A 23,096-nucleotide genomic window follows, 5' to 3' on the forward strand; every position below is an offset into this window, starting at 1 on the left:
TCAACCCCGCCCGCCGCGCAGCGCGTCTTCATAGGCCCGGGCGAAGGCCTTGCCGAAGGCGCTGTCGAAATCATCGTCGAACTGATCGGAGGTGGCGCGGTGCAGCGCCTTGTAGCGATCCCACAGCCGCTTCTCGCGCGCGCCGGGCATCAGCCCGCCGCCCTGGTCCTCCGCCTCCAGCCGCGCGGGTGCGAGGCGGTCGAGCAGCGCGCGCGCCGCCGCCTGCGTCGCCGCCAGGCCCGCCGCCTGATGCGCGGCGAGGTCGGTCACGATCTCCTGCACCGCGGCGGCGGCGTCGGGCGCGCTCAGCAGCCCCTGCAGCGCGGCGGCGTCGGAGGCGGCGAATTTCACCGGGTTGTTGCCGCTGGCGCGCAGCATGGTCTGCTCGATGCGGAATTCCCGCTTGGCGTCGGCGCGGGCGATCAGCAGGGCGCGCAGCCCGGCCAGGGCGAGGCGGCTGAGCTGGCCGGCGGCGTGCAGCGCGGCCTCCGGCGCGACGCCCGCCAAAGCATGCGGCGGCAGGGCCGCGCCTTGCAGGAAGGCGGCGAGCAGCGCGTCCGGCGCGCCGGGCTGGGGCGGCGCGGCCGGATAGGCCATGGGCGCCGGGGCGGCGGCGAAGGGCGCCACGGGCGGCGGCATGGGGGCCGGAGATGGAGCCGGGGCCGGGGCCGGGGCCGGGGCCGGGGCGGGCGCGAAGGGCAGCGCGGCAGCGGCGGGCGGCGGCACGGGCGCGGGCGCGGGCGGCACGGAAGCCGGTGGCGGGTCGAAGGGCAGGCCCGCATCGGCCGCTGGCGGCGGCGGCGCGACCGGCGGGGCGGGCGGCGGCGCGAAGGGCGCCTGCGCCGGAAGTGGGGGCGCGGGCGGCGGCGGCGCGGCGCCCGGCAGGTCCAGATCCCAATCCTCCGGGATGGTGGCGGCCGCATGGGCGGAGGGCGGGCGGAAGGCGTCGTTCGTCGAGGGGCGATGGTCGGGCATCGGCGCCTCGCCCTCGCCGAAGGGGTCGAGCGGCGCGGGGCCGGTCTCGCCGAAGGGGCGGTGCGGCGGCGGCGGCGGCGCCATCGGGTCGAAGAGCGGGTCCAGCGCCGCGCCGGGCGGGGCGGCGAAGGGATCGGCGCCGCGCCAGGGCTCGGCGCTGGCGCCGGCCGGCGGCGCGCTTTCGGGCGCCATCGGCAGGCTGCCCTGCAGCAGGCTGCTCTCCGCCGCCGGGCGCGCCGCCTGGGCCAGGCGCAGCTCGATCTCCCAGGCGCCGAAGCGCAGCCGGTCGCCATCCGAGACCGGCACGGCTCGGTCGCGCCCGACCGGCGCCCCGGCCTGGTTCAGATAGGTGCCATTGGTCGAGAGGTCGCGCAGCTGCCAGCCGCCGGCGCGGAACTCCAGCACGCAATGACGCTTGGACAGCACCCGGTCCGGGTCCGGCAGCACCCAGTCATTGCCCGGGCCGCGGCCGATCGAGAAATCCCCCCGCGCCTGCCGCGTCTCCGGCACGGCACTGTCGGGGCAGCGCAGCACCGCCAGGGTCAGTTCCATGCGAGCTCCTCCACGGCCATGCGGCCGGCGCCGCCGCGCGCGATGTCGCGCAGCGCGGCCAGATAGCGGGCATAACGCTGCGGCGCGCGGGCGGGATCATCGCGCAGCGCGGCCAGGCTGATCGCCCCGGTCACCGCCACGCCGGTCAGCTGCGCGGCGGGCGGCACCGGCGCGGCGCCGGGCGGCGCGAGCGACGGGCCGGACCAGAAGGCAGCCACCGCCGCCCAGGCCTCCGGCCCGCGGCAGCCGGCCTCCAGCGCCAGCGCCATGCAGCGATGGCGCAGCGCCTCCTCCGGCCGGCGCACCCATTCCTCGGCCGCCTCCAGCGCCTGGCGCTCCAGCGGCGTGGCGTGGCGCGGTGGCGTGGCGCGGGCGGCCATGCAGGCCCACCACACCGCCTCGCGCTTCGGCAGCGCATGGGCGGCCAGCCGCACGGCCTGCAGCGGTCGCCCCTCGCGCTCCAGCCGCCGCACGCCCTCACCCGCGTCGGGCGCGCCCTGCAGGCAGGCCAGGCCCGGCGGGTCCAGCTCCAGCAGCGGCAGCAGCGGCGGCAGGGCGACCGCCAGCTTGCCGGCGGGCGGGACGGCCAGCGCCGGCGGCGGGCCGCCAGGGACAGGCGCGGAGGCGGCGGGCGCGGCGATGCGGGGGTCGGACATGCTCAATTGATGCGGACGATGCCGCCCTGCAGGATCATGGTGCCGGCGGCCTCCTCCTGGATCAGCGGCGCCTCGACCTTCACCGACCCGCCGGCCTTGGCGTGGATCAGCGTGCCCTCGATGGTGACGCCGGAGGGGTCGATGGTGATCTTCGAGCCACCCACCGTCAGGGTGATCGACTGCATCGCCTCGATCTCGATCTTGCCCTGCTCGGCGCTGACAGAAATGTTGCCCTTCTCGACCACCAGGCTGTCATGGCCCTTCTGCAGCCGGGCGCTGCGATTGTCGCGCACCAGGAGGTTCATGTCCTTCTCGGCCTGGAGATAGACCTCCTCCGACCCGGCCTTGTCCTCCATGCGCAGGATGTTGGCGTTCTCCGGCCCGCCGCCCTTGGAGGAGCGGGTGGAGATCCAGCTCTGCGTCATGTTGCCGGGCAGCGCCTGGGCGTGGCGCGCCGGGTCGTTGTACAGGCTGCCGATGACCACGGGCTTGTCCGGGTCGCCATCCATGAAGCCCACCAGCACCTCGTCGCCGACGCGCGGCAGGAACCAGGTGCCGCCCCAGCTGCCGGCCCAGGGCTGCGCCACGCGCACCCAGCAGGAGGAGCCGTCATGCCGCGGCCCGGCGCGGTCCCAGTGGAAATGCACCTTCACCCGGCCATGCTCGTCGCAATGGATCTCGCCGCCCTCGGGGCCGGTGACGATGGCCGATTGCAGGCCGGGGATGGTCGGGCGCGGCCAGGCGGTGGGGCGGCGCCAGCTGCGCGCGGCCGGGATCAGCGTCAGGCTGTTGCCGTAATGCGTGCCGCCGCCGCCCACCATGTGGCTGTCATCGACGGCGTTGTGGGTGATGCCGGTGACCAGCCAGGGCACCGGCGCGGCACCCAGGGCGGGCGCCACCATGACGCGGCCGCCGGCGAACAGGGCCGGTTCGGCACCCTGGGCGCGCACCGTCTCCGCCGCCGCCTCCTCGCGCTCCATGGCCAGCCGCGCCGGATCGGCATCCGGGCGCGGCGCCTGCTGGCCGGGCCAGGAGAACAGCTCGGCCTCGGCCCTGGAACTGGCCAGCATGGTGCTGGAATTGGCGTTCAGCAGCGCGCCGGGGCGCAGCAGATCGTAATCCAGCGCCGCCGCCTTGCCGGGCCGCTGCTGGGTGGAGGCGGCCCAGTCCCACAGCGTGTCCGGCCCGCCATTCTCGGCGCCCGGGCGGCTGGTCAGCGGCGGGCAGGGAATGGAAGGGAAATCGGCATTGGCGCCGGTGATGTGCAGCGTGTGCTCGCCCATCTCGTGGCGGAAGAAATAGCCGCCGCCGACCTCGTCGATCAGCCGCTGCACGAAATCGAGATCCGTCTCGTTCCACTGCACGCAGTAATTGCGCGGTGCGCCGGGCAGGCTGCCGAAGCGCACCGGGCTGACCTGCCCTTCCTCCAGCACCGTCTGCACGATCTGCTTGGCGCTCTGGCTCTGGAAGATGCGGCAATCCGAAGTGCGGGTGAGCTGCCAGAGCCGCGGCAGCGCCACCATGCGATAGCGGCTGAAGCCGCGCTCGTAATCGCCGGTGCGGCTGAAGGCCTGCACCATGCCGTGGAAATGCCGCGGCGGCCGGCCGGGCGGCGCCACGGTGCAGGTGATGCCGCGGCCGATCATCTCATCCGGCGTGATGTCCGGGCGCAGCGACACCGCCTCCGCCTCGATGCTGTAGAGGGCGCCGATCTGCTCGCTGACATGCAGCGCGCGCAGCACCAGCACATCGGGGCCGAGCGGCGTCGTCATCTGCAACAGGCGATCCGCCTGCACCAAGCCGGACGACATGCGTTTCCCTTCGCCATCGGCGCGCCGGACGCAGCTCGATCCTGCAGGGCGCCAGTTCAACGCTGCATTTTCTCACGATCACGCCCCGCGCGGTAGGGGCGCAGCCCCGCCCCGGGCCAAACGCTTTCTTGATCGGCGCGCTGCTTGCGCCGGATCGCCGCGACCGGCAGCCAGCCAGGGCGGATCGACAAGGGAGCGGAACCGCCCATGACCCAGGCATTGAACGAGGAGGCGTTCTCGCAGTCGCATTGGCTGCTGCTCGCCAAGGGCTTCAACCTGCAGGATTGGTATGGCAGGCCGCAGCACGGCACGGCGGTGGAGCGCAATGGCGGGATCGAGAACCCGAACCGCACGCGGCTGCATGCGCGGCGCACGCTGTATTACCGCTTCGCCGATTCCCGCTATGGCGAGGATGGCCAGCAGGGCGGCGGCTGGTGGCTGGAATATGAGCAGCTGGAGAAGGTGATGCGCGGCTGCGCGGCGCGCGGCCTCAATCTCGGCCAGATGGCGCGGCATTTCCTGGCCGTGCCCTGGGAGTGGAGCCATATCGACCGCGTCATCTCGGCGGTGTTCGAGCAGCCGATGGACGCCTATGAGGGGCGCGGCCGGCCGGTTGAGCTGACCGGGCGCTATGGCGGGCGCAACAGCGTCGATGACGGCCAGGGCTATGGCGGCGACCGCAATGTGATCCAGCTTTTCATCCCGGCGATGCGCCAGCATTGGCGCCAGGCGCTGGGCCAGGTGCGGGTGCAGGACATCCGCGATTTCGCGCGCGGCCACCGCGACCTGATCCGCGTCTGAGGGCGCGCCGCGCCGGATGTCCCAGGGCGCTCCGCGCCGCGCTTCTCAGCGCGGCGCGATGCCCAGCGGGAAGCTGCGCAGGTCGCGCGTCGCGGTGCGGAACACCGCGTTCTGCCGGTGCTGCTTCTCGCTGGCCAGTTCCGGCACGCGGCGCGAGACATATTCGCCGAGCGCCAGCGCGCTGATCCGCCCATCGCTGTCCTTGGCCGCGCGCCCCGCCAGCCCCTCGCGCAGCGCATAGGCGAAGACGCCATTGCGGTCGTCATAGCTGTCCAGCGCCTCCTGCACCGAGGAGGAGGCGGCGAGCAGATAGCGCCCCGTCTCATTGCCCAGCGCCGAAAGGCTGTCCAGCGCCACCTGCCCCGCATAGCAGGTGTCGATCAGCAGAAAACCGTCACGGGCGCGGATGCGGGCCAGCGCCGAGATCAGCGCGTCATCATCCAGCGCCCGCCGCGCCGCCTCGGTCATCGAGCGCGGGCGGCCGATATCGGCGGGCAGGAACAGGAAGCGCCCATTCTCCTCCACCCGCACGCCATGGCCGGCGATGTAGAAAACGAAAGTGTCCTCCGGCCGCACCCGGCGTGCCGCATCGTCCAGCGCGCGCAGGATGCCCTCGCGCGTCGCATCGGCATCCAGCAGCAGGGTGGTGTCGACGCCCTCGAACAGCCCGACGCTGCCGGCGCGCAGCGTGTCGACCACGGTGCGCGCATCCGGCACGGCGAAGCGCAGATCCATGTCCGGCACGCCGTAATTGTTGACGCCGACGGCCAGGATCACCAGCCGCCCCGCCCCGGGCGGCGGCGCCGCCTGGCCCTCGCGCCGCAGCTCCAGCCCCGGCCCTTCCGAGAACAGCCCCCGATCGGCGGCGTAGAGCCGCGTCGCGATGGTGTTGGGCCCGGGGTCGAGCGGGATCTCCGCCTGGAAGGGCGCGTCGCCGCGTGCCTCGCCGCTGCCGCGCGGCGCATCGATGCGCGCGGCGATGCGGCCATTCAGCAGCACGTCGAGCGGGCCGAGGCCGAGGCCGCGATCCTGCGGCAGCACGGTGAAGCGCAGCGCCGTCGCCTCGGCCGGCAGCGAGGCCTCGGTCCAGCTCAGCACCGGGCAGGTGCCGTCGGGCATCACGGCGCAGATCTCGCCGGGCCGCGCCAGCGGCGTGTGGCCGATGCGGGCGCGCAGATCGGCCAGCCGGCCCGCCTGCGGCAGCACGCCGCCGATGCGCGCGCGCACCGCCTGCGGCGCGTAGAGCGCGCGATAGGCCTGCTGGAAGCTGGCCCATTCCGGCGTCGCCGCGCGGCCCTCATTCAGGTGCACGCCGACCAGCTCCTGCCCGCCGGAGGGCGCGTGGTCGAACAGCCCTTCCGGTGTCCACAGCGCCCAGCGCTGCGTGTCGGGCTGGATGAACAGGGCGGCGCGCTCGGTGATGCGGTTCTCCGCCAGACCGTACCAGCGCAGCGTGCCATCGGCATGGGCGGCGACCAGCAGCGAGCCATCCTGGGTCAGCGCCAGACCCCAGCTGGCACCGGGGCCGGTCACCGCATCCAGCTGGTTGCCGCGCGCGTCGTAGAGCCGCAGATGCGTGTCGGTGCCGAGCACGAAGCCAAGCCCGCCCGGCAGCACCGCGGCGCTGCGGGCGAATTCGCCCTGGCCCAGCGCCAGCGGCCGGCCATTCAGCCGCGGCTGGGTGGAGTTGCGCCATTGCGTCAGGCTGATGCCGCCCTCGCTGTCGCTGGCCGGGCGCAGCCCGTCATTCTCCATCGGCTTGGTCGGGCGCAGCTCGCCGCGCGCCACGTCGAAACCCAGCGCCGGCAGGCCGGGGCGCGGCACCACGCGCAGCCGCATGCCGTCGGCGCTCAGCGCCAGGCTGTCGCCCGTGGCGCGGAACTCGGCGGTGCCGGAGCGCGGGGCGAGGGCCAGCCTGCCATCGGGCGCCAGCCTGCCCCAGCCGGGATCGGCGGCGGCGAAGGCCAGGCCGCCCTGCGGCAGCGGCAGCAGCTGGGCGATGGAATCCCGCGCGGCGCCGATATCGGTGGCCGGGCCCAGGCCGAAATCCGCCCAGCGGCGGATGACGAAGCGGCGCGGCACGGCGCTGTCGGCCGGGCGCGCCTGCGGCGGCGCGGCGGCGGCGGGGACAGAGGGCTCCGGCGAGGGCGGGCGGATGCCACGGCCGCCTTGTGTGGCAGCATTGGCGGGGGTGCCACCGCCCGGCTGCGGCGCCACGCTGGCACCGCCGGCGGCGCGGCCGGGCGCGCTGGGCTCGCCCCGCGCATAACCTGCGGCGTAGAGCTGCACGCCGCCGCGGCCATCGCTGGCCCAGGCGACCGCCGGCAGCCCCTCCCCCTGCAGGCCGGAGGCATCGGGCAGCGCGACGCTGCGCAGATCGGGCAGCGCCAGGATCTCGACCCGCAGCCGGTCCTCATAGCCCACCGCCAGCAGCGTGCCATCGGGCGAGAGGGCGATGCCGAAGGGCCGCGCATTGGCCAGCGGCGCGCGCTCGGCCAGCTTGCGGCCGCGCGGGTCGTAGAGGCGCAGCTTCCCATCGGCGCTGCTGCTGGCCAGCCTGCCCTCGCGGTCGAAGGCGACCATGCGGGCCGGGCCGGCATAGGCCGTGTCGTCGAACACGGCGCGGCCGGTGCGCGCATCCCAGACCCGGATGCCGGCGCGGCCGCCAAGGGCCGCCGCCAGCCGCGTGCCATCGGGCGAGACCGCCAGATGCTGCACCGGCGCCGGCAGGCCCGGCAGCCGCGCCGCCAGCCGCCCGGTGCCGGTGTCGAAGACATAGATGCAGAAACTGCCATCCCAGGCGCGGCAGGTGTTGCCGGCGGCGAAGGCGCGGCTGCCATCGGGGGAGAGGGCGACGGCGTAGAGCTCGCCTTCCTCCGCCTCGCCGATCGGCGGGCGCAGCACGCCGCGCGGCGTGCCATCCGGCAGCGACCACAGGCGCAGCGTCTTGTCGTCGCTGGCGCTGGCCAGCAGCCGTCCGGCGGCATCGGTCGCCAGACGCGCGACGGGGGCGGTGTGCGCCCCCGTCTCGATGCGCAGGATGGGCTGCTGCGGCGGGTCCTGCAGCGCCTGCCCCAGCACGGGGGAGGCCAGCAGCAGGGCCAGGCCAATGGGCAGGCCCGTGGACAAGCCCGTGGCCAGGCCCCGCAGCATCCTGCGCATCATGCGCGGATCAGCTCGCCGCCAGCTCGAAGCCGGTGGCGGCCGCGCTCTGCGCCTGCGTCACGCTCTCCGCGAAATTGTCGCGGCGGGCGATGTTGCTGGCGGCCAGCGAACGCGCATCGCCCGACACGCCGGTCGGCGTCACGCGCGGCGTGCCGAGATTGCGGCGATTGGCGAAGGAATCGGTGGTGACATAGCCGCGCTGGCCGCTCGCCGTCTCCACCAGCGCATAGCTGCCGCTGGCCGGGCGCGCCTGCACCGCGCTGCGCGCCGCCACCTTGCCGATCTCGGGCGAGGCCGGATCCGGGCGCAGCCGCAGCACCGCCTCGCGGCTCACCTGCACCTGGCGCATCGGCGCCTGGCGCGCCGCCAGGGTGGTCTTGGTGGTGCCGGGGGCGACGCTCTCCACCGCCGTGTCGAACTCGGCGCCGCGCTTGCTGATGTTCTGGCTGATGGTCTGCGCCAGCGCGATCTCGCGCTGGGTGCGCTCGCGCAGCTGCGTCATGCGCGCCTCGGCCGTCGGGCGGTCCAGGCTGCCATTGGCGACCGCGGCACGGATCTCCTGCGCCTGGCGGAAGCGGCAATCCATCAGCTGGTCGAAGGCGAGCTGGGTGCGGTCGAGCTCGGCATTCTCGCGCTCCAGATCGGAGGCGAGCGAGGCGCGCAGCCCGGCCTGGTCCTGGTTGCGCTGCTGCAGCGCGTAGAGATAGCCGCCCGCCGCGCCGGCCACGGCGCCGGTGGCCGCACCGATCGCGGCACCGCGCCAGTTCTGGCCGATGGCGCCGCCCAGCAGCGCGCCGCCCACGGCGCCGAGCGCCGCGCCCTTTAGGATGTCCTCGGCGAAGAAATTGCCGGTGCTGTCGAGAGCGACCAGCTGCGCGCGGCAGGAATCGGTGCCGTCATCCGCGCCGATCCGCCCCTCGCGCGTCAGCGGCGTGGCGCAGCCGGCGAGCAGGCTGAGGGAGGTGACGAGGGCGACGGCACGCCGCGCTTGGACTGGCATGGCTGGCTTTCCTTTGCAGTAGGCGGGCGGACCCTAACGGCCGCGCTTGTTCATTGCCAAGCCACGCACGGGCATGGAGCGCAACTTCGCCGTCGCTCTCTCGATCATGTGACGAAGTTTTGCGGCGCACACCGCGCTTTGGCATGGGATGTGGCTGTCACGCATCAGTTTCAAGCCGGCTGTCATCACATTCGTTTCAGCAGCGCACTGCAATCTCGCCGGCGCTGTCACGCGGCGTTGAAGCGGCGTGGCCTGGACAGCGGCCGCCCGGACGGCGCCTGTTCGCGCTCTCGGCGCAAGGGGCGCGATCATGCGAACGGACAAGCCAGGATCGGGAATTCTGCGCGGCGCGAAGCTGCTCGCCATCACGGTGCTGCTGCCGCTGCTGCTGGCCGGCATCGGCCATTGGCAGGGCCAGCGCGCCATCGAGGCGCGCGACGCGCTGCGCTCCGAGCAGGCGGCGATGCAGCAGGAGCTGGCGCGGCTGCAGGATTACGCGGCGCGCAACCCGCGCGGCACCGTCCGCATGGATGGGCGGTCCTATGCCGCGCCGCTGGCCATCGGCATGCTGCAGGGGCGGCAGGATTCGCTCGCCGGCGTCGTCACCGTGGCCGAATACCGCAGCCTGCTGCCGCCGGCGACCCAGGCCATGGCGCTGGCGGCGGCGGCGCTCAGCGCCCTCGGCCTGCTGGCGGCGCTGCTGCTGGGCCGGCTCGGCCGCGCCTCGCGCGCCTGGCTGCTCACCGCCTTCGGCATCGTCCGCCGCGCTCTGCCCTTCCACATGGCGCTGCAGCTGCTGCTGCTGACCGGCGCAGTGCTGGCGGCGATGGGCTTCGAGGTGGCCGGAATCTGGCACCAGGGCCGGCTCGGCCAGGGCGAGGTCAAGCTGGCGGTCTGGGCCGGGCTGCTCGGCCTCGGCGCGCTGGTGATGCTGGTGCAGGCGCTGCGCCAGCTGCGCACCGCGCTGACCCTGTTCACGCCGGAGCCGCTGCCGCTGCTCGGCCGCTGCGTCGATGAGGGGGCGGCGCCCGGCCTGTGGCGCGATTTGCGCGGCCTGGCCGGCCGCGCCGGCGCGGCGGTGCCGGACCAGCTGGTGCTGGGCCTGACCGACGGCTTCTTCGTCACCTCGGGCGAGATCCTGCTGCTGCCGGAGCAGCGCCGGTTGCGGGGCCGCACCCTGCATGTGCCGCTGCCGCTGCTGGCCAGCCTGGACCGCGAGGAGGCGCTGGCCATCATCGGCCATGAGCTCGGCCATTTCTGCGGCGAGGACACCGAATACAGCCGCCGCTTCGTGCCGATCTATGCCGGCGTGGCGCGCAGCCTGGAGGCGGTGGCGCAGCACCAATCGGGCAGTTTCGGCCTGCTGACGCGGCCGGCGCTGATGCTCGGCGAATTCGTCATGCGGCAATTCGACCACGCGGTGCATCACTGGAGCCGGCAGCGCGAATTCGCCGCCGACGGCGTCGGCGCCTGGCTGTCGACCCCGCAGGCCGCGGCCAGCGCCCTGCTGCGCAGCGGCGCCCTGGCGGCGCCGCTCAACCAGGGCCTGGCCCGGGCGGTGGAGGCCGGCCCCGCCGCCGCGCCCGACCTGCTGGCGGCCACGCTGCAGCATGCCGAGGCTGCCGGGCCCGGCGATCCGCTGGAGCATCTGGAGGAGCGCCAGCCGCACCCGACGGACACCCACCCGCCGACCAGCCAGCGCCTCGCCGCGCTGGGCGAGGCGGTGACACCCGCCCTGCTGGCGCGCGCCACGCGGCCGGTGCAGCCGGCGGCCTCGCCGCTGGCCGCCTGGTTCGCCGATCCGGCGGGGCTGGCGCGCGCGCTCAGCGCCGATCTGCGCCAGGACATCGCGCGCGAGGAGGAGGCGATGGCCGGCGTGCTGCGCGCCGCGGCCGAGGCGGTGCAGGCGGGGGAGCGGCCGCTCTACCCCGGCACCCGCCGGCTGGGTCTGTTCTTCCTCGGCCTCGCCGCGCTGGCGCTGCTGGGCGGGCTCGGCACCGCCGCCTATCTGGCGCTGCAATTCCCCGGGGTGGAGCGTGCCGCCTGGATCGCCACGCTCGGGGTGCTGCCGATCCTGGCGGCGATCCTCGGCCTGACCGGCTGGCTGCAGCTGCGCCGCGCCCGGCATGCCTTCCTGGTGCTGTCGCCGGAGGGTTTCTCGCATCCCGCCCTGGCCGCGCCGGTGCCCTGGCGCGATCTGGCGGACATCGCCGTCACCCAGGCGCAGATGAACCTGATCACCGAGTTCCGCCTGCATCGCGGCCGGCCGATGCCGCAGCTGCGGGAGAAGCGCCGGGTGCTGCGCATCGACCTGCCGGCCAAGCGCATCACCCTGCTCTCCCCCGCGGCGGAGGGGCTGAAGCCGCAGGCCTATCTGGACCTGCTGATGACCTATTGGCACGCCGCCCTGGCGCGCGAGGAACTGGCCGAGCGCGAAGCGGCCGCCGCCGCCGTCGCGCCCGAGCCGGCGCTGGCGGAGGAGGATCCGGACGCCACGCTGCGCCAGACGGCGCCGCCCGCCGGCCCCTGGGGGACCGCCGCTGGCCCTGACACTGGCCCTGGCGCTCGCCCCTGGGGGGTCGCCGCCGTAACGGCGCGCCCGGGCGCGGCGGCCGCGGCGTCGGGCGCCGCATCCCAGGCCCCGGCACCGCCGCCGGCGCGCCCGCCCGGCCCCTGAGCGGGCGCCGCCTCAGGCCGCCTGGCTGCTATCCTCGGCCGGCAGCGGCCGGCGCTCGGCGCTGAGCGGGATCTCGATGTCGCAGACCAGCCCGCTCTCCGGCCAGGAGAGCAGCAGGCTGCCGCCGAGCTGGCCGCGCACCACCGAGACCAGCACGCGCGAGCCGAAGCCGCGCCGCTGCGGCGGGCCCTTGGCGCGCGGCCCGCCCAGCTCGCGCCAGCGCAGCGCCAGCGTGTCGCCGGCGACGCCGTCGCGCGCCGTGCAGCGCCAGCACACCTCCACCCGGCCGCCCGGCTGCGACAGCGCGCCATGCTTCAGCGCATTCGTCGCCAGCTCATGCATCGCCATGGCCAGCGGCTGCGCCGCGGTGGGCGGCAGCAGCACCGGCGGCCCCTCCAGCTCGGCACGTGGGCCATGGATGTCGCCATCCAGCGCCACGAAGGGCGCCAGCTCGGCGCGCAGCAGCGCGGTCAGGCTGGCGCCGCGCCAGCGATCCTCGGCCAGAAGGGTCTGCACCCGGGCCAGGGCGGCCACCCGCCCCTCCACCGAGGCGGCATAGGCCACCGGATCGTCCTTCGGCGTCAGCCGCAGCGCCGCCTGCACCACCGCCAGGGCGTTCTTGCAGCGATGGTCCACCTCCCGCGCCAGCAGGCGCTGGCGGGCCTCGCTGGCCTGCAGCGCGGCGGTGCGCTGCGCCACACGCCGCTCCAGCCCGGCGTTCAGCTCATGCAGCGCCTGGCTGCGCCGCCGCACCAGCAGGCCGAGGCCGAGCAGCGCCGCCGCTGCCGCCACGGCGAAGGCGCCATAGACGAAAAGCCGGCCGCGCCAGGGCGCCAGCACCGCATCCCAGGGCACGCCATAGACCATCCGCACCGGGAAGCCTTGCAGCTTGCGCACCACCAGCAGCCGCTCGATCCCGTCGATGCGCGAGGCGATGCGCACCGCGACCCCCTCCGGCACAGCGGCGGTGAGCTGCGCCACCACCGGCGGCGGCGGCTGCTGCGGCACATTCTCGGGCAGCGCCGGGCGGCGCACCAGGATCACCCCATCCTCCCGCTGCAGCGAGACCACCACGTCGCGCCCCGGCACCGCGCGGTCCCAGAAGCTGGTGAAGGTGCTCTGCCGGATGCCGGCGGCGACGATGCCGAGGAAGCCGCCCTGCGCCGTGCTGCGGCGCTGGCTGTAGAACAGCACCGGCGAGCCATCGGCGCGGCTGCGCACCGGGGCGCCGAGATGCGGTTCCGACTGCGCCCGGCCGGCATGCCAGGCGAAGTATTCGCGGTCGGAGGCGTCGATGCCGGGGGGCGGCACGGGGCGGTCGCTCTCCACCAATGGCCGGCCGGCGGCGTCGAAGACGACGATGCCGAGCGCGCCGCGCGCCTGGCGCCGCAGCGCCGACAGGAAGCTGTGGTGCCGCTCCTGGTCGGCCAGGATCTCCGCCGGGGTCAGCGTGCCCAGCCATTGCTCGGCGGCGCCGAGCGCCAGGCGCTCGAATTGCAGCAGGTTCTCGGCATGGCCGCGCAGCGTCTCCGAGGTGCTGAGCAGGTCATGCCGCGCCGCCGCCACGGTCTGCTGGCGGTCATAGCCGGCCACCGCGCCGAACAGCAGCAGCGGCAGCACCAGGGAGGCGGCCAGCAACAGGTCGATGGCGTGCGGCCGGCGCCAGGAGGCGCCGCGCAGCGCGCCCCGCCGGCGGCGCCGTGCCACCTGGGGTGCCAGGCCCGGCCCGGCCGGGCCGCTCGCCGCCGAAATCTCACCAGCCATGGTCATTCCCCACGGGCCGGCCGGCCTTCTGCCGGCGCCGCCCGCTGGACGGGTCCCGATTCACGGAACGGACACGGCTCAGGCTAGGCGGCGCGGCGGCGCCAGGGGAAGCAATGCGGTGCCGCAAATCGCGGCGGCGCGAGCGGGGCGGAAGACCGGCTCAGCCGGGCAGGCGGTCGGCCGGCAGCTCGATGCGCACCAACAGCCCCTCGGGCCGGCTCCAGTCGAGGCTGAGCTGGCCGCCCAGCTGGCCGCACAGCGTCTGCCGCACCAGGGTGGTGCCGAAGCCCTGTCGCGCCGGCGGCCCGGAGACCGGCGGCCCGCCGCTTTCCACCCAGCGCAGCCGCAGCAGGCCGGGCGGCACCTCCCAGGCGATCGCCACCCGTCCCTGCGGGCGCGACAACGCGCCGTGGCGCGCCGCGTTGGTGGCCAGCTCGTGCAGCGCCAGGGCCAGGGCGGCGGCGGCGGCCGGGCCGATCTCCACCGCCGGCCCGGACAGCCGCACCCGGCCCTCGCCGGCCTCCGCCCCCATCCCTGGCCCCGTCCCTGGCGCCGTCTCCGGCCCCGTCACCGCCGCGGCCTCCGCCGCCGGCCCGGCCGGGCCGGCCGGCACCGGCGGGGCGGTGCCGAAGGGGCCGAGCACCGCCTGCACCAGCAAATCCAGCCGGGTCGGGCGCAGGCCGCGCGCCACGCCGCTGCCGGCGGCCTCGCGCACCAGGTCATGCGCGGCGCCCAGCGCCCGCACCCGGCCGCGCAGCGTCGCCGCCATCGAGGCGGTGTCGGCGGCGGTGCGGGCGGTGAACTGCACCAGGCTGTCGAAGACGGCGAACTGGTTCTTCACCCGGTGGTCCAGCTCGCGCACCAGCAGCTCGAGCGCCCGCTCGGTGCGGCGGCGCTCGGTGACGTCCTCGACGATGCCGGCCTGGCGGTGGGCGCCCCGCGGCATGCCGCAGGCGTCACGCAGCGGCGCGCCGCGCAGCGCCACCCAGCGCTCCGCCCCGTCATCGACGCGGCGGATGCGGCATTGCAGCTGCCATTCGGCGGCCTGCCGCCCGGCCTCGCGCAGCACCGCCAGCACCGCGCCGCGCTCCTCCGGCGCCACCTGGCGCAGGAGGCGGGCCGGGCTCCAGGGCGCGCCGGGGGCCAGGCCGAAGATCGCGTCATGCCGGGGCGAGCGCAGGCTGATGCCGGCCTCGGGGTCGTATTCCCAGGCGCCGATGCCGGCGCCCTCGGTCGCCAGGCGCAGCCGGGCGGCGCCGCGGTGCAGCGCCGCCTCGCGGCTGCGCACCGCCTGCACCAGGCCGGACAGGGCGGCGGAGAGCGCCGCCACCTCGCGCGGGCCGCCGACCGGCGGCAGGGGCGCCGCGGCCGGGTCGCGCTCCAGCGCCGCGGCGGCGCGGCCCAGCCGCGCCAGTGGCGCGCTGATGATGCCGGCCAGTTGCCAGCCCAGCAGCGCCGCCAGCGCCGCGGCCCCGAGCCCCCACAGCATCACCTCCCGCGCCAGGGCGCCGGCCGGGGCGAAGGCGGCGCCGGCCGGGCGGCGCACCAGCACCTGCCAGCCCAGGCCGGAGGTGCCGCGCCAGCCGCGGGTGGGGGCATAGCCCACCAGATAGCGCTCCGGCTCGCCGCGCGGCGACAGGCTCTGCTCCACCCGGCTGCCGCCGCGCCCGGCGGCCAGCTCGGCGGCGGCGCCCGGGGCCAGCGCCGGCAGCCGCGCCTGGCGCAGCGCGGGCGGGCCGATCAGCACCTGCCCCTCGGCCGAGAGCAGCAGCGCCTCCGCCCCCGGATGGCGCTGCAGCACGGTGGCCATCACATGCCGTTCGATATCCTCGGCCCATTCCCAGTAGAGATGCGCCGCCAGCACGCCGCGCAGCTTGCCGGCCTCGTCCACCACCGGGGCGGCGACATCGACGAAGCGCGCCGGATTCTCGGCCGAGCGGCCGAGCAGCGGGCTCATCAGGATGGCGTCGTGCACATCGACCAGCAGCGGCCCGTCGCGGGCGGCGCGGAAATAGTCGCGATGCGCGACGTCGCTGCCCTCCAGCACGCCGCGGCTGGTCTCCAGCACCCGCCCCTCGGCGCTGATGAACAGCAGGATGGCGTATTCGGGATAGGTGTGCTGCAGCCAGGCCAGCAGCTCGCGCCGCTGCGCCGGGCGGGATTCCGGGTCGCGCAGCGGCTCCAGCGTCGCCGCCATGCGGATCTCGCGCAGCCGGTCATGCAGGCCGCGATCCAGCAGGTCGGCGGTGCGCTCGGCGATGGCGGCCAGCTCGGCGCCGATATCGGCGCGCAGCCGGCGATTCGCCATCTCCCCCGCCGCCCAGGAGGAGGCCAGCGCGGCCAGCAGGCCGAGCCCGCCAAAGGCGGCGGCCAGCACGCTGCGCAGGCCGGGCCGCCAGGGAGGGGCGCCGGGCGGGCGGGGGGCGACGTTCGGCAGGGCCGGGGCGGCCTCCGTCACGGCCGGCCCTGGCCCCGCAGGCGCAGCGCCGGTGGCGGCCTGCGGGCGAGACGCGTCATTGCCATCCATGACCAGGGCCGCCGCGATGCTCCCTTCCCCGCCCGCGGCCGCGCCGGGGCCTCAGGTCACGACAATGTTGAACTGCCGAGCCACCGCCGTCCAGCTTGCGATCTGCTCGCGCATCAGCGCGGTGAAGTCGCTGCCCAGCACCGGCGTGCTGCGCGGCAGGGTCTGCAGCTCCTCCAGCCGCTGGCGCAGCTCGGGCCGCGCCATCAGGGCGGGGACCAGGCCGGTCAGCCGCTCGGCGATCGGCGCCGGCAGGTTGCGCGGCGCCGAGAGGCCGAGCCATTGCGCCGAGGTCAGCTGCGCGAAGCCCTGCTCGGCGAAGGTCGGCACATTCGGGAAGGCGGGCAGCCGCGCGGGGGAGGAGACGCCGAGGCAGCGCAGCGTGCCGTCCTTCATCATCTGCACATTGGTGGTGATGGGGTCGAACATGCTCTCGATCTGCCCGGCCATCAGGTCCTGCAGCGCCGGGGCGCTGCCGCGATAGGGCACATGCTCCAGATTGGGCAGCCGCGCCTCATGCGACATCATGGCGCCCAGCAGATGCGGGGCGGAGCCGATGCCGGAGGAGCCGTAATGCACCGGCCGGCTGCGCGCCGCGGCCAGGTAGTCCTCCAGCGTGCGGAACGGACTGTCGGCGCGCACCATCAGGACGTTGGGCGCCTCGACCAGCATGCCGATATGGGTGAAGTCGGTGACCGGGTCGAAGGGCAGGCTCGGCATGGTGGCGGCCGAGAAGACATGCACCGAGGCGTGGCTGACCAGCAGCGTGTAGCCATCGGCCGGCTGCTTGGAGACATAGTCGGTGCCGATGACGCCGCCGGCGCCGGCGCGGTTCTCCACCACCACCGTCTGGCCCAGCGCCTGGGAGAGCGCGGGCGCCATCAGCCGGCCGACCGTGTCGACCAGCCCGCCGGGCGGGAACTGGGCGATCAGGCGGATGGAGCCGCGGCTCGGCCAGGCGCCGGGCTGGGCGCCGGCCTGGGCGCGCGCCAGGCTGGGCGCGGCGAGGGGCGCCAGGGCGGCGGCGGCGAGGCCGAGCAGGTGGCGGCGCGGAACGGGGCGAAATTGCCTCATGTTAATGCTCCCAGCGGTCGAAGGCGGTGCTGTTGCCTGATTTTTCGGCGTCCTGCGCATGTGGCGGGCCACGGGCGCGGGAACCGTTGCGTCACAGCAATCAGCATGCCAATCGCCTGGGCAGCGCCGGCCGGCCGCTGGAGCGCGGCGCTGGGGCTTCCCAGATGCGGGGCGGGGAGGCTTCGCCCCTCGAGACGCCATCGGAAGGAAGGACGCCATGACCCTGACTTCGAAGGACATCACCGCCATTCTGGGCCCGGTCGACGAGACCATGATGGCCGAGCTCCTGCGCAGCGGCGCCAGCCGCGAGGAGCTGGCCGAGGCCTGGGCCTGGGCGCAGAATGACGAGGCGCTGGTCAATGCCGGCCGCCCCTTGCCCTCGGGCCGGGTGGCGCAGCTGATGGCGCTGATCGCACCCGCCGAGGATGACGAGGCGGCGTCGCCCGGCTGAGCCGGCGCCATAGCGGGGCCACAGAAAAGGCTGTTTCTGCGGCATTGATCGTCGGGCGGCCGGGCCGGGAACGCATCCCGCCCGGCCGCGTTCAGGCCGGTGCGGCCGCCCGGCGGATGCGGGCGCCGCCGCCGGAGGAAGCCGAGGAGCCGCCATGACCGACCGATCCGCCCTGCCCCGCCGCCTGCTGCCGCTGCTGGCCCTCGGCCTGGCCTGCGGCGCCGCCGCCCCGGCTGCCGCGCAGCCCTGGCCGGGCGAGGCGCAGCGCCAGCAGGAAGAGGAGCAGCGGCGCTGGGAGGAGATGCAGCGCCGCGCCGCCGAGGAAGGCCGCCGCCAGGAGGAGGAACAGCGCCGGCAATGGCGCGAGGGCCAGCGCCAGCAGGAGGAGGCCGAGCGCCAGCGGCAGGAGGCGGAGCGCCGCCGCTGGGAGGAAGGCCGCCGCCAGGACGAGGAGCGCCGGCGCCACGCGGCGGAGGCCGAGCGCCGCGAGCGCGAGCAATGGCACCGGCACCGCGAGGCGGCCGAGCGCCGGCAGGAGGAGGAACGGCGCCGCATGCTGGAGCGGCACCGCCAGGACAGCGAGCGGGCGCGGCAGGAGATCGAGCGGCAGCGGCAGCGCCAGGAGGTGGAGGCGCAGCGCCGCCAGGTGGAGCGCGAGCGCCGGCGCATCGAGGAGGAGCGGCGCCGCCTCGAGCAGCAGCGCCGCCACTGAGGCCGAGCGGCCGGGCGCGGCGCCCGGTCAGGGGCGGCGGCGACGCCGCCCTGCCCCCGTCAGGCCGGGCATCGGCCGGGCCTGCCCTGCCCACCCGCCCCGGGCGGCGACAGCGTCGCCGCCCAACCGACAGCATCAAGCGGCGACAGCGTCGCCACCCAACCGAGAGAATCAGGCGGCGCGGACGCCGGTGACGAAGCCGTCCACCGTCCGCGTCAGCTGCTCCGCCTGGCGCGACAGATCGGTGGCCGAGGCCAGCACCTGGGTCGAGGCGGCGCCGGTATGGCTGGCGCCGCTGCTGACGGTGGCGATGTTCAGCGTCACCACCTCGGTCGCGCGCGCGGTCTGCTGCACGGTGCGGGCGATCTCGCTGGTGGCGGCGCTCTGCTCCTCCACCGCAGCGGCGATCGCCATGGTGATGCGGCTGACCTCCTCGATGGTGGCGGCGATGCCGCTGATGGCCTGGACCGCCTGCTGCGTCGCCGCCTGGATCTGGCCGATCTGGGCGCCGATCTCGTCGGTGGCGCGGCTGGTCTGGCTGGCCAGGTTCTTCACCTCGGAGGCCACCACGGCGAAGCCCTTGCCGGCCTCGCCGGCGCGGGCCGCCTCGATCGTCGCGTTCAGCGCCAGCAGGTTGGTCTGCGCGGCGATGGAGGTGATCAGCTCCACCACCTCGCCGATCTTGCCGGCGCCTTCGGAGAGGATGCGCACCGTCGCGTCGGTCTCGCGCGCCCGCTCCACCGCCTGGCCGGAGACGCTGGTGGCCTGGCTGACCTGGCGGCTGATCTCGCCGATCGAGGCGGCCAGCTCCTCGGCCGCCGAGGCGACCGTCTGCACCCCGCCGCTGGCCTGCTGCGCGGCGTCGGAAACCGCATTGGCCTGGCGCATCGTGTCCTCCGCCGTGCCGGACATGGAGCGCGCGGTGGCCTCCAGCTCGGTGGCGGCGGCGGAGACGATGCCGACGGCGTCGCCCACCCTGGCCTCGAATTCGCGCACCAGCGTCGCCAGGGTCTCGGCGCGGCGCTCACGCGCGGCGCGCTCGCGCGCCTGCTCCTCGGCCAGGGCGTCGGCGCGGCGCAGCCCGTCGCGGCATTCCTCCACGGCGCGGGCGATGTCGCCGATCTCGTCGCCGCGCTCGCGCCCCGCCAGCGCGAAGCCGTAGTCGCGCTGCGCCAGGCGGCGCATGGCGGCGGCCAGCGCGGCGGTGCTGGCGGCGATGTGCCGGTCCAGCCACAGCGCGGCGGCGAGGCCGGTGCCGACCGCCAGCAGCAGGCTGAGCCCGGTGATCCACAGGCTCCGCCGATAGGCGGCGGCGGCCTCGGTGGCCTCCTCATCGGCGCCGCGGCTGTTCACCGCGCTCAGCTCGTCGAGCAGGTTGAAGACGTCGCGGATCGCCAGGGCGGAGGGGCCGTTGAAGGCGCGCATCGCCGCCTCGTCATCCGCCGGCGCCGCCATGATCGGCTGCAGCCCCTCGCGGTAGCGGCGATAGGCGATGCGGGTGCGGTCGAAGATCTCGCGCTCCGCCGGGGTGCTCAGCAGCGTCTCGTTCTCGGCGAAGCGGCGCTCCACCTCCTCGCTGATCTGCTGCACCTCGCGCAGCACCTGGGCGCGGGTGGCGGGGTCGCCGGTGCCGATATAGCGGGCGGCGCGGGTGCGCTCGCGGCTGACCGTGTATTGCAGCTGGCCGATGGCGCGGATCGAGGGCAGCCAGTTGCTGTGCACCTCCCGCAGATTCTCGTTCACGGCCCGCAGCTGCAGCAGCCCGGCGCCGCCGAGCCCGGCGGTGAGAAGGATGAGAAGGCCGAAGGCGCCGAGCAGCTTGCTGCGCAGGCGAAGGCGTCCAAGCATGGTACGCATGGTGGCATTTCTGCTGTTGGTTATCACGGAGGCGTGATCCCCAAAGCCTAATGCTTTGTTACCGCCTTCAGCCGCGCTCGGAAAACCGCTCCAGCGCGGTCAGGCGGCGCATCGGCAGCTCCACCTCGCCGGCATAGACCTCCTCGCGCAGGAAGGCGGTCTCGGCCTCCAGCTGGTCTTCCGCCACCTCGATATACCAGGCGCGGGGGCGGCCATTCGACTCGCCGTTCCAGCGATAGCCGCGCGCCTTCAGCCGGTCCTTGGCGGCGAAGGGCGCGCCCTCGGCCCAGATGCGCCAGCTCGGCCGGCGCGCCGCCTCCAGCAGCCGGGCCAGGGCCGGCACGCCGCTGCGCGGCAGCTTCCGGGCCAGGATCTCCAGCGTCGCCTGGCAGTCATGCACGGCGCGGTGGCCATCGAAGAACAGCCCGTGCCGGGCGGCGAGGTCGCCGAGGCGCCGCCCCTCGAACCCCTCCGCCGCCCAGTCGATGCCATGCAGCGAGCAGGCCCAGGGCTTGGCGGCGAAGCCGGGGCAGAAGGCCTCGGCGAAGCGGCGGTCGAAGCCGGCATTGTGGGCGATGACCAGCGCCGCCGGTTCGATGAAGGCGGCGACCTCCGCGGCGGTGAAGCTGTGACCGGCCACCATGGCGTCCGACAGGCCGGTCAGCGCCGTCACCTCGGGCGGGATCGGCCGGGAGGGCTGGCGCAGCCGGCTGAACGCCTCGCCCACCGCATAGAGCGTGCCGTCCAGCCCATAGGTGAAGGGCAGCATGGCCAGCTCGATGATCTCGTCCTGGCCATGGTCGAGGCCGGTGGTCTCGACATCCAGCACCAGGCCGAGCCGGGTCGGCGTGTCGGGCGGCACCGGCAGGGCGGGGCGCGGGGCGATGCGGCGCAGCACGCGGTATTCGCCGCTGGCCTCCAGCGCCGCGGCCATCGCCTCCAGCGCTTCGGGGTCCGGGGTCTGCTGGGCGTCGAGCGGCATGGCCGAGGCATGCCGCAGCGCGAAGCCCGGGGCTACGGGATCAGAACGGGAACATTTTTCCCGGTCTCTCAGCCGGGCCCCAGCACATCCAGCACATGGCGGGCCACCATGCGCTCCTCATTGGTGGGGATGATGTGCACCGGCAGGCTGCCCGCGGCGTGGATGCGCGGCGCATGCGCGTCATTGGCCGCCGGGTCGAGTGCGATGCCGAGCCAGGCGCAGCGCGCGGCGATCATGGCGCGCACCGGCGCCGCGTTCTCCCCCACCCCGGCGGTGAAGACCAGCCCGTCCAGCCCGCCCAGCGCGGAGGCCAGGCCGGCGATGGATTGCGCCGTGCGATAGGCGAAATACTCCAGCGCCAGCCGCGCCGAGGGCGCCTCGCTGGCCAGCAGGTCGCGCACATCGCCGGACAGGCCGGACAATCCGCGCAGCCCGCTCTCATGATAGAGGATTTGCTCGATCTCGGCGGCGCTGCGGCCCTGCTGCGCCAGGTAGAGCACCACCCCGGCATCCAGCAGACCGGGGCGGGTGCCCATGGGCAGCCCGTCCAGCGCGGTGAAGCCCATGGTGCTCTCCACCGAGCGCCCGGCCCGCATGGCGCAGGCCGAGGCGCCCGAGCCCAGATGCAGCACCACGACACGGCCGCCGGCGATCTCCGGCGCCAGCTCCGGCAGGCGGGAAGCAATGTATTCGTAGGACAGGCCGTGGAAGCCGTAGCGCCGCACCCCCTCGGCATGCAGCGCCGCCGGGATGGCGAAGCGGCGCGCCAGCTCCGGCATGGTGGCGTGGAAGGCGGTGTCGAAACAGGCCACCTGCGGCAGTTCCGGTCGCCGGGCGCGTACCGAGCGGATCGGCGCCAGATTGTGCGGCTGGTGCAGCGGTGCCAGCGGCACCAGCGCGGTCAGCTCGGCCAGCACCGCATCATCGACCAGCACGGGGCCGGTGAAGCGCCCGCCGCCATGCACCACGCGGTGGCCGACCGCATCCGGCGGCCCGCCCATATGCTCGGCGATCCAGCCCCCCAGCACCGCCTGCGCCGCCTCGCCATCGGCGGTGCGGGCCGGGTCGAGGGCGAGGTCCTCCAGCGCCGCATCGGCCGCGCCCCAGGCCAGCAGCCGCGGATGCGCGGTGCCGATGCCCTCCAGCCGCCCCTTGAAGCGGCGGTGGAGCGCGCCGCCGGCCTCGTCATAGAGCTGGAACTTGATGCTGGAGCTGCCGGCATTCAGCACCAGGATGGCGCGGCCGCTCATGCCACGCCCCCAAGCCGCGCCGCGAGGTGCCGCGCATAGAGGGCGGCGACGGCGCAGGAGGCGAGGCGCGTGCGCTGGTTGTCGGCGCGGCTGGTCAGCACGATCGGCACCCGCGCCCCCAGCACGATGCCGGCGGCATCGGCCCCGGACAGAAAGCTCAGATTCTTGGCCAGCATGTTGCCGGCCTCGAGATCTGGCACCACCAGCATCTGGGCGCGGCCGGCGACCTCGGAGGCGATGCCCTTGATGCGCGCCGCCGCCGGGCTGATGGCATTGTCCAGCGCCAGCGGCCCGTCCAGCACGCCGCCCTGGATCTGGCCGCGATCGGCCATCTTGCACAGCGCCGCCGCATCCAGCGTGCCGGGCAGGCGCGGATTGACCGTCTCCACCGCCGAGAGGATGGCGACCCTGGGCGTGCCGAGGCCGAGCCCGTGATGCAGATCGATGGCGTTGCGGATGATGTCCGCCTTGGTCGCCAGGTCCGGCTGGATGTTGATGGCGGCGTCGGTGATGAAGAGCGGCTCCGGATAGCTCGGCACATCCATGATGAAGACATGCGAGATGCGGCGCTCGGTGCGCAGCCCGGCCTCGCGCGCCACCACGGCGGACATCAGCTCGTCGGTGTGCAGGCTGCCCTTCATCAGCAGCTCCGCCCGGCCCTCCCGCACCAGGGCGACGGCGCGGGCGGCGGAGGCATGGCTGTGCGGCGTGTCGATCACCGGCAGGTCGCCGAGGTCGAGCCCGGCGCGTGAAGCAATCTCGCGGATGCGCGCCTCGGGCCCGACCAGCAGCGGGCGGATCAGCCCCTGCCCCGCCGCCTCCAGCGCACCGGCCAGCGAGGCCTC

The 23,096-nt window shown here is 74.9% G+C and carries 16 protein-coding genes; 4 read left to right on the forward strand and 12 right to left on the reverse strand.

What is annotated here, in order from left to right; translation table 11 throughout:
- From tagH to QE401_RS01990, 3 genes are read right to left on the reverse strand one after another with little or no spacing between them, the layout of a single operon-like run.
- Positions 1-1,527 carry a type VI secretion system-associated FHA domain protein TagH gene (gene tagH, locus QE401_RS01980; protein ID WP_307136580.1) on the reverse strand — a complete coding sequence of 509 codons (1,527 nt, stop codon included), beginning with the start codon at positions 1,525-1,527 and terminating at the stop codon, positions 1-3.
- Positions 1,518-2,183 (reverse strand): DUF6931 family protein, encoded by a 666-nt coding sequence (locus QE401_RS01985; protein ID WP_307136581.1) that lies wholly within the window; start codon positions 2,181-2,183, stop codon positions 1,518-1,520. The genes tagH and QE401_RS01985 overlap by 10 nt, the downstream gene beginning before the upstream one ends.
- 2 nt (positions 2,184-2,185) lie before the next feature.
- A complete protein-coding gene (locus QE401_RS01990) occupies positions 2,186-3,994 on the reverse strand; it encodes a type VI secretion system Vgr family protein (protein ID WP_307136582.1) in 1,809 nt (602 codons plus the stop codon).
- Positions 3,995-4,201: 207 nt separating this feature from the next.
- Between QE401_RS01990 and QE401_RS01995 the strand changes: the two genes are divergently transcribed.
- Complete coding sequence (locus QE401_RS01995) at positions 4,202-4,795, forward strand: hypothetical protein (protein WP_307136583.1); 594 nt, start codon at positions 4,202-4,204, stop codon at positions 4,793-4,795.
- A 45-nt stretch (positions 4,796-4,840) separates the two neighbouring features.
- Here QE401_RS01995 and QE401_RS02000 read toward each other — a convergent pair whose 3' ends face one another.
- On the reverse strand, positions 4,841-7,960 hold the full coding sequence (locus tag QE401_RS02000) for a caspase family protein (protein WP_307136584.1): 3,120 nt from the start codon (positions 7,958-7,960) through the stop codon (positions 4,841-4,843).
- Positions 7,961-7,967: 7 nt separating this feature from the next.
- Positions 7,968-8,960 carry a YMGG-like glycine zipper-containing protein gene (locus QE401_RS02005; protein ID WP_307136585.1) on the reverse strand — a complete coding sequence of 331 codons (993 nt, stop codon included), beginning with the start codon at positions 8,958-8,960 and terminating at the stop codon, positions 7,968-7,970.
- Positions 8,961-9,270: 310 nt separating this feature from the next.
- On the opposite strand from QE401_RS02005, the gene QE401_RS02010 reads away from it, so the two are divergent.
- Positions 9,271-11,637 (forward strand): M48 family metallopeptidase, encoded by a 2,367-nt coding sequence (locus QE401_RS02010; RefSeq protein ID WP_307136586.1) that lies wholly within the window; start codon positions 9,271-9,273, stop codon positions 11,635-11,637.
- Positions 11,638-11,649: 12 nt separating this feature from the next.
- Here QE401_RS02010 and QE401_RS02015 read toward each other — a convergent pair whose 3' ends face one another.
- The 3 genes from QE401_RS02015 to QE401_RS02025 form a co-directional block, all read right to left on the reverse strand.
- Positions 11,650-13,401: an HWE histidine kinase domain-containing protein gene (locus QE401_RS02015; RefSeq protein WP_307136587.1), complete on the reverse strand. Its 1,752-nt coding sequence runs from the start codon at positions 13,399-13,401 to the stop codon at positions 11,650-11,652.
- A 160-nt stretch (positions 13,402-13,561) separates the two neighbouring features.
- Complete coding sequence (locus QE401_RS02020; protein WP_307136588.1) at positions 13,562-15,859, reverse strand: HWE histidine kinase domain-containing protein; 2,298 nt, start codon at positions 15,857-15,859, stop codon at positions 13,562-13,564.
- A 120-nt stretch (positions 15,860-15,979) separates the two neighbouring features.
- Positions 15,980-16,999 (reverse strand): Bug family tripartite tricarboxylate transporter substrate binding protein, encoded by a 1,020-nt coding sequence (locus tag QE401_RS02025; protein ID WP_307136589.1) that lies wholly within the window; start codon positions 16,997-16,999, stop codon positions 15,980-15,982.
- Positions 17,000-17,216: 217 nt separating this feature from the next.
- Between QE401_RS02025 and QE401_RS02030 the strand changes: the two genes are divergently transcribed.
- Together QE401_RS02030 and QE401_RS02035 are read left to right on the forward strand one after the other, a co-directional pair.
- A complete protein-coding gene (locus QE401_RS02030; RefSeq protein ID WP_307136590.1) occupies positions 17,217-17,450 on the forward strand; it encodes a hypothetical protein in 234 nt (77 codons plus the stop codon).
- Positions 17,451-17,604: 154 nt separating this feature from the next.
- Entirely contained in the window at positions 17,605-18,162 is a 558-nt protein-coding gene (locus QE401_RS02035) for a hypothetical protein (protein WP_307136591.1), read from the forward strand.
- 171 nt (positions 18,163-18,333) lie between these two features.
- Here QE401_RS02035 and QE401_RS02040 read toward each other — a convergent pair whose 3' ends face one another.
- The 4 genes from QE401_RS02040 to QE401_RS23050 form a co-directional block, all read right to left on the reverse strand.
- Positions 18,334-20,019 (reverse strand): HAMP domain-containing methyl-accepting chemotaxis protein, encoded by a 1,686-nt coding sequence (locus tag QE401_RS02040; RefSeq protein WP_307136592.1) that lies wholly within the window; start codon positions 20,017-20,019, stop codon positions 18,334-18,336.
- Between the two features lie 67 nt (positions 20,020-20,086).
- The gene (locus QE401_RS02045) at positions 20,087-21,001 is read right to left on the reverse strand and encodes a 3'-5' exonuclease (protein ID WP_307136593.1); all 915 of its coding nucleotides are present in this window, start codon (positions 20,999-21,001) and stop codon (positions 20,087-20,089) included.
- Between the two features lie 68 nt (positions 21,002-21,069).
- A complete protein-coding gene (locus tag QE401_RS02050) occupies positions 21,070-22,251 on the reverse strand; it encodes an acetate/propionate family kinase (protein ID WP_307136594.1) in 1,182 nt (393 codons plus the stop codon).
- Positions 22,248-23,087: a phosphate acetyltransferase gene (locus QE401_RS23050; protein WP_475638065.1), complete on the reverse strand. Its 840-nt coding sequence runs from the start codon at positions 23,085-23,087 to the stop codon at positions 22,248-22,250. Before QE401_RS23050 ends, QE401_RS02050 begins: the two co-directional genes overlap by 4 nt.
- Positions 23,088-23,096 lie beyond the last annotated feature (9 nt).

The organism is Pseudoroseomonas cervicalis (genome assembly GCF_030818485.1).
GTDB lineage: Bacteria > Pseudomonadota > Alphaproteobacteria > Acetobacterales > Acetobacteraceae > Pseudoroseomonas > Pseudoroseomonas cervicalis_A.